This is a genomic window from Streptomyces sp. SD15 (assembly GCF_054462255.1).
The window spans coordinates 1-12,703 of record NZ_JBTLMO010000101.1 but is presented as its reverse complement, the minus strand read 5'-3'; the positions used below and the strand labels follow the sequence as shown (position 1 = coordinate 12,703).

Below are 12,703 nucleotides of genomic sequence, written 5' to 3'. Positions count from 1 at the left end.
GAAGCTGAGCTCGTCGAGCACTACGGAGTGTCCCGGATGACCGTCCGGAACTCCTTCTCCATCCTCCAGGGCGAGGGTCTTGTCCATGCCGAGCATGGGAAAGGCGTCTTCGTACGACCACGGCCACCCGTGCGGCGGCTCGCCTCCGACCGGTTCGCCCGGCGCCATCGCGAACAGGGGAAGTCCGCGTTCATCGTCGAGGCCGATGCTGCTGGCAGTCATCCGCAGGTGGACAGTCTGGAGGTGAAGGAGGAGAAGGCTAGTCAGGACATCTCCACGCGGCTCGGCTCCGTGCGGCGCGTGCTTGCTCGCCGGCGCCGGTATCTGCTCGACGGGCGTCCGGTTGAGTTCGCCACCTCGTACCTCCCGCTCGACATCGCCCGGGACACCCCGATCGCCGAGCCCAATCCTGGTCCCGGCGGCATCTACGCCCGTCTTGAGGAGCTGGGTCATCGGCTCGATCACTTCGAGGAAGAGATCCGGGCCCGGATGCCCTCGCCGTCCGAGGTCAAGATGCTCCGGCTGGCCTCCGGCGTGCCCGTGATCCACCTGATCCGCACCGCGTACGACACCGAGGGGCGGGCCGTGGAGGTCTGCGACACCGTTATGGCAGCGGACGCCTACGTCCTGTCGTACCAGCTCCCGGCGACGTGATCGGTGTGAGGAGCGGGTGATCCGCGGTGGTGCGCGGGGCCGCTTCCCGGAACTCGTACACGCCAACAGGCATACTCGTATAGACGAGTGGGCAAGTTGTGTGGCAGGGTGGTCGTCGTTCCCGGAGATCGGGTTCAAAGGCTACATCTTGTATAGACGAGTAGATAGGAAGAACTCTTGCGCACCATCCGTGTGGAGACCTCGGCCGCGACGATCCTGCTGACCGAGGCGCCCGAGCCCAAGGTCCGCGACCGTCAGACCGGCGAGATCGCCAAGGACATCAACAGCGGCGAGGCCCTGATGACGATCGGCGTCGTCTACATCGAGGAAGGGGAGTCCTCCCTCATCAAGGTCACGGTTCCCGAGAGCGGGGTCTCGGAGGGGCTCGCGCTCGGCGCTCCGGTTTCGCTGCCGGGGCTCGTGGCCCGGCCGTGGGAGAGCGTGTTCAACGGCCAGCAGCGGCACGGCATCGCCTACCGCTCCGCCGCCGTCACTCCGGCCGCGTTCCCTGTCGCCATGGGGGCCACGGCCTGATGACCGATCTGGCAACGCTTCTGGAGGTGGGTGGTCCCCTCGCCGCGCTCGGCGGCGGGGCTGCCCACACCCGGGCCAAGCACCCCGGGGTCTACTGGTCCACGGTCGGCCTCCCGATAACCACGGCCCGGCTGCTCAGCTCCTACAGCTCCGTCATGGAGGCCTGCGGCCTGACCGTGGCTCCCTCCCGGCTGCGGGTCCTGGCGGTCAAGGCCACCACCCGACGTGAGATCCGCCCCGTACCGCCGCGTCGGGGAATCATCCGGCCCACTTCGACCGGGTTACGGCTTCGTCTGCGGCTCGCTCCCGGGCAGGAACCCGCCGACGTCGCCGCCTCGGCCGAACGGCTGCGGCACGCCTGGGGCGTTCACGCCGTGTACGTCACGACGGTCAAGCCCGGCGTGGTCGAACTGCGGCTCGTCGGCTTCGACGTGCTGCGGCGGGTCCGGATGCCGCGCAAGGTCGCGTCCGGGTTCCTCAAGGTGCCTGTGGCGCTGCGGGAGGACGCGACTCCCTTCGTACGGGACTACCGGACCGTGCCTCACCAACTGACCCTCGGCGCAACCCTGTCCGGCAAGTCCATGTATCTGCGGCATCTCGTCGCCGGGCTCGCCCCGCAACCCGTCGCCCTGGTCGGCATCGACTGCAAGCGCGGTGTGGAGCTGGCGCCGTTCGCCGCCCGGCTCTCGGCGCTGGCCACGGACCCTGAACAGGCGGCCGAGCTGCTGCCCGTGCTCGTCAAGGAAATGGAGGACCGATACGACCTGATCAAGGCCCGGCAGGGGATCGCGCTGGACGCCCCCGACGAGGAGATCACTTCCGACATCTGGGGCCTGCCTGAGCACGAACGCCCGGTACCGATCGTGCTGTTCGTCGACGAGGTGGCCGAACTCTTCCTCGTCGCCACCCGCAAGGACGAGGACCGGCGCGACGAGATGGTCACCCAGCTCATCCGCCTCGCCCAGCTCGGCCGCGCCGCCGGCATCTACCTGGAGGTCTGCGGGCAGCGCTTCGGCGCCGAACTGGGCAAGGGCGCGACCATGCTCCGGGCCCAGTTGACCGGCCGTGTCTGCCACCGCGTCAACGACGAAGCCTCCGCCAAGATGGCCCTTGGCGACATCGCCCCGGAAGCCGTCTCCGCCGCGTGCGCCATCGCCGCCGAACGGCCCGGCCTGGCCGTGGCCGGTGACACCTCCGGCGGCTGGTCCTGCATCCGCACGCCATATCTCTCCCTCGGCGACGCCGCCGAGATCTGCCGCGAGTCGGCCCACCTGGTGCCCGACCTGCCCGCGCTCAAGCGCTTCCGGCCCGACGCGCCCGTACGGCCCGTCGAGACGGCGACGGCTCCGGTACTCCAGCCGCGCCCCGTCACCGACTGACACTCGCCCCCTCCCCACCCCGGTCGGCGTGACCGCCTCGCGCCAACTCCCTACCCCCGCCATGCCTGAATCCGGAAGGAGCCGCAGCATGCGCGCCCAACTGGCCCGTATCGACGCGGTACTCGTCCAAGCGCTCATCGCCGCAGCACTGTCCTTCGCCCACCTCCATGACGTCGCCTCGGCGGCCGGTCAGGACGGATGGAAGGCCTGGGCGTATCCCATCTCCGTCGACCTGCTGCTCGTCGCCGCCTGGCGCCGACTGCGGACCGGCGACGCGAAAGCGGCGGGCTGGTGCTGGTTCGTCATCGCGCTCACCGCGTCCCTCGGGGCAAACGTCGCCACCGCCGGACTCCTCGACCTGGACCAGGTGCCGGCATGGCTGCGCATCCTCGTCGCGGGCTGGCCCGCGGTCGCCTTCCTCGGCGGAACACTCCTCGCCCACTCGGCCCCTGCCCCGCACGAGGACACCGAGGACCAGGAGGACGCGCCCGATCCCAGCCCGGAGCTCCCCGCACAACCGGCTCCCGAGCCGACCCCCGCTCCGCCTGCCGTAGCCGTCCCGGCCGCCCTGGTCGAACACGCCCGCAAGGTTGCCGCCGAGCACCGCACCCGTACCGGAACGGCCATCGACACCCCGACCCTCCGCGCCCGGCTCGGCGTCCCCGCACCCATGGCCGAAGCCATCGCCGCCCACCTCTGAAAGGAGTCCCACATGTCCCCTGACCGGCGCTTCCGTGACGTCACCCGCATCGGCCCCGTCCGGGTCGGTACGTCTTACGACAACCGGGGCCGTGAGAAGCACACCGCCGCCTGCACCGCCCCGCGCTGCGGCTTCTCCGCCGACTACGACAGCCGCGCCGCCGCCGAACTCGCCGCCCGCACCCACCGCTGCCCCGTCCGCTGAAAGGACCCCCACCACGTGACCGTCAGCCTCCCGCTCGTCCTCATCCTCGGCTTCATCGCCTGGGGAGCGGTCAAGTTCCTCGGCGTCCGCACCTGGATCGTCGTCGTGATCGCCCTGTTCGGCTTCCTGCTCTCGCACACCTTCATGGCCCCCGCCATCGACTCCGGCACGCGTTCCGGCGTGGGCATTGTCAACGGCTCACATGACTAGACGAGTAGATAAGGAGAGGTTCGCTGTGTTCCTGCCCAAGTACCCCGACAACCCGACCCCGCCGCCCGCACACACCCACGCCCCGGCCGATCCGGCACCCGTACGACGCACGACGCTCCCGCAGATCTCCATCAGCCCCGGAGCGGTCGCAACCGTCCTCGTCGGCGGAGTCGTCCTGACCGCGCTCCTGGCCGCCGTCGCCGTCACGGCCATCTCGGTCGCCATCGCCGCCGTGGTCCTGCGCTCGATGCTCCGCGACCACCGCCGGCGCTGAACGGCGCCTGATGCCCCGGGGCGGTTCGACACGGCCAAGCATCCACCGCCCCGGGGCTCATCCCTCCTGACCAGCGCAGCAAGCCAGCCAGAAGGAGAACGCCATCTTCACCCGCCCCACCCCGCCCCCACTGCCCGAACTCGCCAAGCTCGCCCGGCACGGCACCCTGCCCGGTATCCTCCGCCAGCTCTCCGGACTCGGCGGCTGCACGACCCCGATCCGCCTCGACGGCCACCGCACCGAATACGACGTCAACACCCGCACCGGCGAGATCGGCAACGTCCTCCACCGCCTCGACTCCGCCAGCCTCCCGGCCGGTCACCTCCTGGTCCGCTGCAACAATCGCCGCACGACCCGCTGCCCGGCCTGCGCGGAGGTCTACCGCCGCGACACCTTCCACCTGATCACCTCCGGCCTGCGCGGCGGCAAGGGCGTCCCGGAACGCGTCGCCGCCCACCCCCGCGTCTTCGCCACCTTCACCGCCCCGAGCTTCGGCCCGGTCCACAACCGCCCGACCGGTCCGGCCGGTTCAGTCCGCCGCTGCCGCTGCGGCTTCCTCCACGGCCAGGACGACGCCGCGCTCGGTACCCCGCTCAACCCGGACACCTACGACTACGAAGCCGCCGTCCTCTGGAACGCCCACGCCGGTCCGCTCTGGCGCCGCTTCTCCACCTACCTGCGCCGGGAAGTCGCCAAGCGGGCCGGACTCTCACAGCGCGCGTTCCGCAAGCACGCCCGGGTGTCCTTTGCCAAGGTCGCTGAGTACCAGAAGCGCGGCGCCGTCCATTTCCACGCCGTCATCCGCATCGACGGCCCCGAGGGCGGCGACACCCCGCCTCCGGCCTGGGCTACCGCCGAGCTGCTCACCGATGCCATACGCGCCGCCGCTGCCCACGTCCGCGTGGACGGACCAGTCATCGACGGACGCGCCCACACCTTCACCTTCGGCCGCCAACTCGACGTCCGCACCATCCGATCCGCCGACTTCGAGGGCGGCCAAGAACTCACCGAACGGGCCGTTGCCTCGTACATCGCCAAGTACGCCACCAAAGGCGCCGAGACCGCCACGGGAGCTCTCGACCGCCCCCTCAAGTTCCTCGCCGAACTCGCCCAACTCGACATCACCGACCACGCCCGCCGGATGATCCGCACCGCCTGGACCCTCGGCGCACGCAAGGAACTCGAAGACCTCCGACTCCGCGCCTGGGCTCACATGCTCGGCTTCCGCGGCCACTTCTCCACCAAATCCCGCCGCTACTCCACCACCCTCGGCGCCCTCCGCACCGCCCGCGCCGAATGGCGCCGCGCTCAAGCCGCAGCAGCCACCGAGGGCGAGACCGAAATGACGACCCTCGTCCTCGCGCACTGGGTTTTCGCCGGTACCGGCCTCAGCAGTGCCGAAGCCTGGCTTGCCGCATCCCTCGAACCCGCCCCTGGCACGGAAGGAGAACCGACGTGGACCCGCGTCGCGACGAGCTGATGACCGTTCGCCAAGTCTTGGATGAACTGGGCGGCGTCTCTCGCCGGACGTTCTACCGCTGGCGTGAGTTGGGATACGGGCCGGCCGCGTTCAAGCTGCCCAACGGGGAGCTCCGAGTGTGGCGGAGTGACTTCACCACGTGGCTGCGACAGCTGGAGGCCGCAGCGTGAAGTCTCTCGACGTGAAGGTCTGGGCTGTGCGCAAGCGCGATACCAAAACGCCCTCATACGGCGTCCGCTGGTCCGTGGCGGGCAACGTCTTCTCCGACTCCTTCCGCACCAAGGCGCTTGCCGACCACTATCGCGCGAAGCTCATGCGCGCGATGCGCGACGGAGAGGAGTTCGATAGGGAGTCCGGCCTTCCGGCCTCGATGGAGCAGAAGAAGTCGGCTGTGTCGTGGTACGACTTCGCCCTCAGGTACCTGGCGATGAAGTGGCCGCATGCCGCCCCCAATACGCGGGACGGCATTAACGAATCGCTCACCAGCGTGACTGTGGAGCTCCTCGCCGAGCGGGCTGGACGACCGTCCGACCAGGCCATCCGTAAAGCGCTCCGCAACTGGGCCTTCGTGTTGCCGGGGCCCGATGACCGAGACGTCCCGGACGATGTAAGGAACGTCCTTCACTGGGTGTCCAAGGCATCGCAGCCACTCGCCGATCTCGCTGAGCCCGCCACGGCCCGTGCAGTGCTGGACTCGCTGAAACTCAAGCTCGACGGCACGGCCGCAGCCGCTGAAACCGTGCGGCGTAAGCGGCGAACGCTCGTCAACGCTGCCAACTACGCGGTCGACCTGGGGGAGCTGCGCGAGAACCCCATCACGGCTGTCCGCTGGCAGAAACCGAAGGTGTCCAACCAGGTCGACCCGCGGGTCGTCGCCAACCCGGAGCAGGCTCGCAATCTCCTGGCGGCCGTTTCCTACGTGGGCGGCTACAGGCGTGCTCGGGGCCGGCGCCTCGTGGGTCTGTTCGCTGCCATGTACTTCGGCGGGCTCCGGCCGGCTGAGGCGGTCGGCCTCGTTGAGACGGATCTAGTCCTTCCCGAGCAAGGCTGGGGATCGGCTTTGCTCCATCGGACTCGCCCGTCGGTCGGCAAGCAGTGGACCGACTCGGGGGAGACCCACGACGACCGCGGCCTCAAGAACCGCCCTGCTGAGGACGTCAGGCGGGTGCCTATCCCGCCCCACCTCGTCGCCGTGCTCCGAGAATACCTGGCCACCTTCGGCACGGCGGACGACGGGCGGCTCTTCTTCAGTGAGAAGGGCTCGGTCGTTCCGTCTTCGACCTACTACCGGGTGTGGCAGGAGGCTCGGCTCCTCGCTCTCCCGCCGGCCGCCGCGGCCTCGCCGCTCGCAAGTCGTCCGTACGACCTTCGGCACTCGGCGCTGTCGACGTGGCTCAACGCTGGCGTCGACCCCACCGAGGTCGCCGAGCGCGCCGGCAACAGTGTTGAGGTCCTGCTCACCCGCTACGCGAAGTGCCTCGACGGGCGGCAGGACGTCGCCAACCGGCGTATCGAGGACCTGCTTCGCGAGTACGAGTGACGCGAGTGACGGCACCTGACCGTGCCCGAGGCCCCTGGCGTGATGCCCAGGGGCCTCGTCGTTTGCCCTGCCCGTTAAGCAGGCCTGGTGGCCCGGGCCTGTTCGGAGGCGAGCAGGCGCTCAAGGCTCCTCCGCTCACTGCCGAGCGCAGCGAGCATGCGCGTGCGCGTGTGTTCGAAGTCGGGCTCGACCTCCACACCGAGGTCGTGGCGCAGGGTGACCCGCAACAGATACACCCCGTCGGACAGTGGGCCGCTGAACCAATCTTTGGCACGCTCGTACGACCCGTCTGGGGCAGGACGGCTCGGCAACTGCTTCACGACGGAGTACCCGACCCCGAGCGCCCTGTTGAGGGCCGAGGCAATCTGATGGACATCCTTCGGTAGTGCCATCTGCGCCAAAGAGTATTGCTCTGACCATGCTTCCTTGGCGGTGTCGAGGACTGCTGGGTCGACGCTTTCACCGCGCTCGGCTGCTCGGACTGCGTCTCGGGCAGAGACCCGGTAAGCGCGAGCCGTGGTGTTCAGACGGGCATAGAGATCCCGTCTGGCTTCCTGCGCGCGGTCGTGGCGGTCCTCTGCCCGTTCACGATCGGCGCGCTGGTTTTGTTCCCGAGTGACGCGCTGGCTGAGCACTGCCCCACCCAGAGTTCCGCCCAGCGTTCCTCCTACGCCGATGAGCGCGACGGCAAGCGTGGTCACATCCACGAGATCCCCCAACTCGTCCATTCATCTGCCCGCGGGCAGCGGCTGAAGACGGCACGACGGCCCTCGGCAACGCTCAGGCTCCCCACCCGCGGCGCGGTCCAACACCGGGACGACGATAACGAGGCGCAGGCCTGCTTGGCTCCAATGAGTCTCATCACCTGCGGGAATGCTCCAAGATCCCGTCCACAGCTCGTCCACGGACCCCGACATACAGCGGCTTCGGGCGGCATCTGGCTGCACATACGCGAAGACCCCGGCCTCAGCGTTTCCGCTGGTGACGGGGTCTTTGGGCACCTCGTAAGGGGTGCCCCCGGCAGGATTCGAACCTGCGCACACGGCTCCGAAGGCCGTGACCGCGTCCAGTGCCGCGCGGCGGACAGTCAAGGTGCGCCTCAACTGTTGGCACTCGACTGACCCGCCGGCATACGCAGGGGCTACGAACTGCTGCTTCGTAGCCCCTCGTTGCGTCAGAACCTTGCCGCGAAGTCCACGAACGCGGCCCACTCCGAGGGAGGGAAGGCGAGTTGGTCGCGAGCGGGGGCCTTGGAGTCACGGACGTGGACAGTGCCGGGCGCAACGGCGACTTCGAGGCACGCGCCGCCTTCGTTGCCGCTGTAGCTGCTCTTGAACCAGGCGAGGAGCTCGGGTTCCGCAGTACTCATAGCTCTCCCAGCATCTCTTCGATCAAGGCGAGGGACTCCTGCATGGTAAGTGCCTGCGCCCTGATGCTGCCGTACTGTGCGGCCAGGATACGGACGTCTTCGGGGTCCGTAACCAGTCGGCTGGAGTTCTGCGCCTCGGTGTATCCCAGCTGGGGTTTCCCCTTGGGCGTCAGCAGGATGAAGGAACCGCCCATCCCGGCATGCTCGGTACGTTCGATCGGCATCACTTGTAGTTCCACGTTGCGCAGCCTGCCGAGCTGAAGCAGACGCTCCAACTGTTCCCTGTGGACGTTTCGCCCTCCAAGGGGGCGACGCAGCACCGACTCCTCCATGACTGCAGTGATCATCGGAGGGGGCCAGTGCGTAAGGATCTCCTGCCGCGCCAGCCGAGAGGCCACCCGTTGCTCGATGGTCTCCTCGTCCAGCAGGGGTTTGCGCATCTCGTAAAGAGCCATGATCCGGCGTTCGGGCTGGAACAACCCCGGGATGTCATGGCAGTTGTAGTCGTTGATCTCAACAGCCTGCCGCTCCAACCGCGCATAGTCTCTGAACCAGGCCGGATGCCGAACCCTCGCCTTCGCCTTGGCCTTCTCCACGTCCTCGATCGTGGCCTTCAACACCCCACCGGCATCGAGCAGTTCATCCGCCGTCTCCAGGAACTCCCGCTGCGGAGTCCGTCTCCCCCGCTCCAGCGACGAGATCAGATCCTCGCTGTATCCGAGCCGGTCCCCCAGCTCCTTCTGCGTGAGCCCGGCCCGCTCCCGAAGTACCTTGACCTGCTTGCCGATCGCACGGTTCAGGTCGCTGGCCTGCTCGCCGTCGTCGTATGTCTCCTGCGGCTCCGTCACCGTCATCCCAACACCTGCCTTGCCGTCCCGCACCTCACCAGGTCACGGCCGATGCCCCGTACAGGACACCGTCCGTACCGGTACACGCACCCTGCGTACCGAAGGATTCCCTGGTCAGGGTAGAGCGAGGCGGCCACGCTCAGTGACATGAAGTCAGAAATCTCCACCCGCCACTTCAGTCAGCTCTTCAGCGCTACTCCTCGTGGGGCCCGCCTTGCTCGGCTGCTGGCTGTGCAACAGCTCACCGAGTGGGACTGGCCGCCCAGCTGCGAGGTGAGTGAGTCCGCGGCGCTGGTCGTCGCCGAGTTGGCAGCGAACGCGGTCGCGCACGGGCGCGTGAAGGGGCGCGGGTTCCGGCTCACGCTCACTGTCGGGGCCTCGGACACGCTCCGTATCGAAGTGGCCGACCCACGAGGGGACCGCCGGCCCCTGGCCAGTCCTACCGCGAGCCCCACTGACGAGACGGGGCGCGGGCTGCTCCTCGTCGAAGCGCTGACGGCTCGGTGGGGCACTGAGCCATGGCCGCCGTCCGGCAAGGTCGTGTGGGCGGAGATCGGTCTGCCCCACCCTGTGCTCGCTGCTTCCGCATCCGGCGCTCAGCCTTCTCGCGCACACGTTCACGGAACTCCCGGGGACTCCCAGGCAGAAGCGGCAACTGCGCACGTACGGGAAAAGGCCCCGAGCAGGCCATAAGACCTGTTCAGAGCCTAGAAGGCAGACGAGTCGGGCTGTACGCCGGGTTCTGGCCACTAGTTGGCGGACGACGCTCCGGTGCTCAACCTCGGAGAAATCTCTCTGCGCTGGGAGGCTGGCCACTCCGGCGGCTGGGCCTTACAGGCGCCCCTGGGCCTGGTAACCGGCGAAGTTCTCCTCGGCTCCTGGCCCGGCGCCCCGGACCACTGGCTGCAGTTCGTGCAGCCGACGATCCGAGAGGTACGGGGCCTGTGCTCGGCCCTATGACTCGCCACCCGGACACTCGACCTCGCCCTCATCTGAGGTCACCGGCGTCGCCCTGGCCGCCTTGCACCACCCGTAGTGGCGGCCTTCGCTATACGTCTGGACCTTCCGCAATCCGCGACCTGACCGCTCTCCCACTGAATGTCATCTGCTTCGACCTCGAGGAACTGCGCCGCAATCGAGCGGCTTCCCGGTAGGGCGTTCTCCATCGCGTGCGCTGACTGCCCATCTCTTCCACGTTGCGCACAATCGATACGGTCCGCCCGACCTCGACTCAGTCCTCATCCGGCACGGCCGTTGCTCCGTCCCGACCGCGCATGCGGACGAAGACCGGGTTGGTGGATGAGGTGTCCCGCTCCAGCGCGTAGGCGTCCTCTGCCCGGCCCTCCGCACGGAGGGTACGGAGCACGTCGTGGACGACTGCGGCTTCGTTCCACTCATAGGCTCCCGACCGGTACACATCGAGTGCTGCGTCGAAGTCAGCGTGGGCCTCGGGGTACTGGCCGAGTTCTCGGTGGGCTACGCCGCGGAGGTGGCGTGCCATGGCCCCGCCATACGCGTCTCCGGCCCGTGCGCATGCGTCGACGGCGTGGGTGAGCGGTGCGACGGCCTCCTCAGGCCGCCCGGCCCTGAGGTGCAGCCAGCCGACGTCTCGCTGGGTATGGGCGTTCCACATCTCGTGGCCAAGTTGGTCGAAGAGGGCGATCGCCGCCTGGGCCGTGTCGGCGGCTTCGTCGAGGCGTCCCATGCCTGCCAGGACACGGATCCGGGCATTGGTCACGCGACCGACCCACAGCTGCTCTCCCATCGGCCCGAAGATCTCTTCGGCCCGGTCGTAGCACTCCAGGGCCTCCTCCCGTCGGCCGAGAAGGCGGTAGATCTTGCCGAGGGCGTAGAGAGTGGCGCCCTCCCAACGGCGGTCGTTCAGGATCCGGAAGTCGTGGACGGCCGACTCCAACAGCGGGGCCGCCTCTGCGGGGCACCGCAGGTACCCCAGAGTCTCCGCGAGGGTACGCCGCAGCCGGGCCTGTGCCCTGAGGTCACCTGCTTGTTCGGCCAGCCGTAGTGCCTCGCGCTGGCTCTGCTCGGCTAGTTCCGGCTTGCCCCGCCACCGCTGGAACTCACCAAGCGTTTCGAGTGAGTTGAGAATGTGCCAGGCGTCCCCAACCGTGCGCAGCTGGTCCACGGCGCCCGTCATGTGCTCCAAGGCCTCACGGTAGTCATTCTTAGCCGCGTGGGCGCGGGCGACGACGATCTCGTCCCGGGCCCACCCGACGAGATCGTCCGCACCGTCCGCTCCGTTGCCGCTATCGGAGGCAAGAAGCGACAGAGCCGCGTCGGGATCGCCCTCCACCAGTGCGGCAGCCGCGCGGGCCCGCCGCAGGCCCGCGAGCACCCTCGGTCGGGTCTCGCCCGGTGCGCCGAACAGCCAGTCGGCGGATCCAGCGGGCATCGTGATGTCGTCGAGGAAGTACGACAGTGCCTCCCCGATCTCCGCCGCCTCCGCGTCCATGCCGATGCTTCTGGCCCGGCCGATCGCCCAGCGCAGCCGTTCCTGTTCGGCCGATACCCACTCGCCGGCCGTCATCGAAGCGGCCCCCAAACCTTCCACGCGCTCCGGATCCACCTCGGCTCGGAGTTCCGGTGCGCGCTGCGCCGCCCAGTGGACGATCGCGTCCCGGTAGGCCCGCACCAGGAGTTCCTCGGGCACGCGGCGCTCCGCTGGCGGAAGCTGTTCGTACTGCTCGGCGGCAAAGACTCGGATCAGATCGTGCACGCGGTAGCTGCTGTCGGAGTGCTCACTGCCCTGCGCCTCCATCAGGCTGACCTCGACCAGCTCGTCGCAGGCCGTGATACCCGCCCCGGACATGCTGGCGAGCCGTTCGAAGTGCCAGTCGGTGAACCTACCGGCAGGGAGGGAGGCGAGCAGCCCAAGAGACATACGAGTGGACTCTTCAAGCTCCCGGTAGGTGAAAGTAAGGCAGGCGGTCAGGCTGCGGTTCTCGAAGACCAGCTCGCGCAGGCGGGCCCGTTCGTCCCTCAGCCGCGCCTCCATACGGCTCAGGCTGAGGTCGGGGCGTAGCCGCAGCTTCGAGCCGACGATGCGCAGCGCCAGTGGGAGTCTGCCGCAGAACCGCGTGATCTCCAGTGCCATCGCCGGATCGCCAGTGATGCGCTCACGCCCGGCGTAATGGGCCAGCACGTCCAGCGCCTCGCTCTCGTCCGGCAGCGCGACTCGGATGGGCTGCCGATGGGTGATGTTGCCGGCGGAGAGCGCCTTACGGCTGGTGATCAGCACTGAGCAGCCGGCGCCGACGGGCAGCAGGGGCTCCACCTGCTCCGTGCTGTGTGCGTTGTCCAGCACAATCAGCAGCCTCCGGTCGACGGTGAGACTGCGGAACATAGCCGCCCGGCCGTCCACCTCGTCCGGCAGGTCCTCGCGCGCTACATGCAGGCTGTGGAGTATGTGCCCTAGGTGTTCTGTCTCGGGAGGTTGTGGACGGGTGAGCCAGGTCTCGGCTGAGGGATCTTGAACAGGTGAGGGCCTTCCGGT

At 68.6% G+C, this 12,703-nt stretch carries 15 protein-coding genes and 1 tRNA gene; 11 read left to right on the top strand and 5 right to left on the bottom strand.

The genetic code is table 11. From position 1 onward, the window contains the following. The 10 genes from ACX28W_RS43045 to ACX28W_RS43000 all read left to right on the top strand — a co-directional run. The coding region (locus tag ACX28W_RS43045) for a GntR family transcriptional regulator (RefSeq protein ID WP_459005544.1) at positions 1-654 on the top strand (654 nt) is incomplete at its 5' end. Positions 655-831: 177 nt separating this feature from the next. After that, positions 832-1,188 (top strand): SCO3933 family regulatory protein, encoded by a 357-nt coding sequence (locus tag ACX28W_RS43040; RefSeq protein WP_099942504.1) that lies wholly within the window; start codon positions 832-834, stop codon positions 1,186-1,188. Beyond that, on the top strand, positions 1,188-2,567 hold the full coding sequence (locus ACX28W_RS43035; protein ID WP_459005543.1) for an FtsK/SpoIIIE domain-containing protein: 1,380 nt from the start codon (positions 1,188-1,190) through the stop codon (positions 2,565-2,567). The genes ACX28W_RS43040 and ACX28W_RS43035 overlap by 1 nt, the downstream gene beginning before the upstream one ends. An 88-nt stretch (positions 2,568-2,655) precedes the next feature. Continuing rightward, complete coding sequence (locus ACX28W_RS43030; protein WP_459005542.1) at positions 2,656-3,267, top strand: DUF2637 domain-containing protein; 612 nt, start codon at positions 2,656-2,658, stop codon at positions 3,265-3,267. 12 nt (positions 3,268-3,279) lie between these two features. After that, positions 3,280-3,471, top strand: a complete 192-nt coding sequence (locus ACX28W_RS43025; protein ID WP_144315760.1) for a mobile element transfer protein — start codon at positions 3,280-3,282, stop codon at positions 3,469-3,471. 15 nt (positions 3,472-3,486) lie between these two features. Continuing rightward, positions 3,487-3,681, top strand: coding sequence for a hypothetical protein (locus tag ACX28W_RS43020; protein WP_382007120.1), 195 nt, complete (start codon positions 3,487-3,489; stop codon positions 3,679-3,681). 25 nt (positions 3,682-3,706) lie between these two features. Continuing rightward, positions 3,707-3,955, top strand: a complete 249-nt coding sequence (locus ACX28W_RS43015) for a SpdD protein (protein ID WP_459005541.1) — start codon at positions 3,707-3,709, stop codon at positions 3,953-3,955. Positions 3,956-4,121: 166 nt separating this feature from the next. Then, complete coding sequence (locus ACX28W_RS43010) at positions 4,122-5,435, top strand: replication initiator (RefSeq protein ID WP_459005546.1); 1,314 nt, start codon at positions 4,122-4,124, stop codon at positions 5,433-5,435. Beyond that, complete coding sequence (locus ACX28W_RS43005; protein ID WP_060900682.1) at positions 5,435-5,605, top strand: helix-turn-helix transcriptional regulator; 171 nt, start codon at positions 5,435-5,437, stop codon at positions 5,603-5,605. Before ACX28W_RS43010 ends, ACX28W_RS43005 begins: the two co-directional genes overlap by 1 nt. Then, entirely contained in the window at positions 5,602-6,975 is a 1,374-nt protein-coding gene (locus ACX28W_RS43000; RefSeq protein WP_459005540.1) for a tyrosine-type recombinase/integrase, read from the top strand. Before ACX28W_RS43005 ends, ACX28W_RS43000 begins: the two co-directional genes overlap by 4 nt. 74 nt (positions 6,976-7,049) lie before the next feature. On the opposite strand, the gene ACX28W_RS42995 is transcribed toward ACX28W_RS43000, so the two are convergent. The 4 genes from ACX28W_RS42995 to ACX28W_RS42980 all read right to left on the bottom strand — a co-directional run bounded on the left by ACX28W_RS42995 (position 7,050) and on the right by ACX28W_RS42980 (position 9,198). Beyond that, positions 7,050-7,703 carry a hypothetical protein gene (locus ACX28W_RS42995; protein WP_376229501.1) on the bottom strand — a complete coding sequence of 218 codons (654 nt, stop codon included), beginning with the start codon at positions 7,701-7,703 and terminating at the stop codon, positions 7,050-7,052. 284 nt (positions 7,704-7,987) lie between these two features. After that, a tRNA-Arg gene (locus tag ACX28W_RS42990) sits at positions 7,988-8,086 on the bottom strand. 63 nt (positions 8,087-8,149) lie between these two features. Beyond that, positions 8,150-8,344 (bottom strand): DUF397 domain-containing protein, encoded by a 195-nt coding sequence (locus ACX28W_RS42985; protein WP_459005539.1) that lies wholly within the window; start codon positions 8,342-8,344, stop codon positions 8,150-8,152. Continuing rightward, positions 8,341-9,198, bottom strand: coding sequence for a helix-turn-helix domain-containing protein (locus ACX28W_RS42980; RefSeq protein ID WP_459005538.1), 858 nt, complete (start codon positions 9,196-9,198; stop codon positions 8,341-8,343). Before ACX28W_RS42980 ends, ACX28W_RS42985 begins: the two co-directional genes overlap by 4 nt. A 141-nt stretch (positions 9,199-9,339) precedes the next feature. Between ACX28W_RS42980 and ACX28W_RS42975 the strand changes: the two genes are divergently transcribed. Continuing rightward, on the top strand, positions 9,340-9,885 hold the full coding sequence (locus tag ACX28W_RS42975) for an ATP-binding protein (protein WP_459005537.1): 546 nt from the start codon (positions 9,340-9,342) through the stop codon (positions 9,883-9,885). Positions 9,886-10,423: 538 nt separating this feature from the next. Here the strand turns inward: ACX28W_RS42975 and ACX28W_RS42970 are convergent. Further along, positions 10,424-12,604, bottom strand: a complete 2,181-nt coding sequence (locus tag ACX28W_RS42970; protein ID WP_459005545.1) for a tetratricopeptide repeat protein — start codon at positions 12,602-12,604, stop codon at positions 10,424-10,426. Between the last annotated feature and the right edge of the window lie 99 nt (positions 12,605-12,703).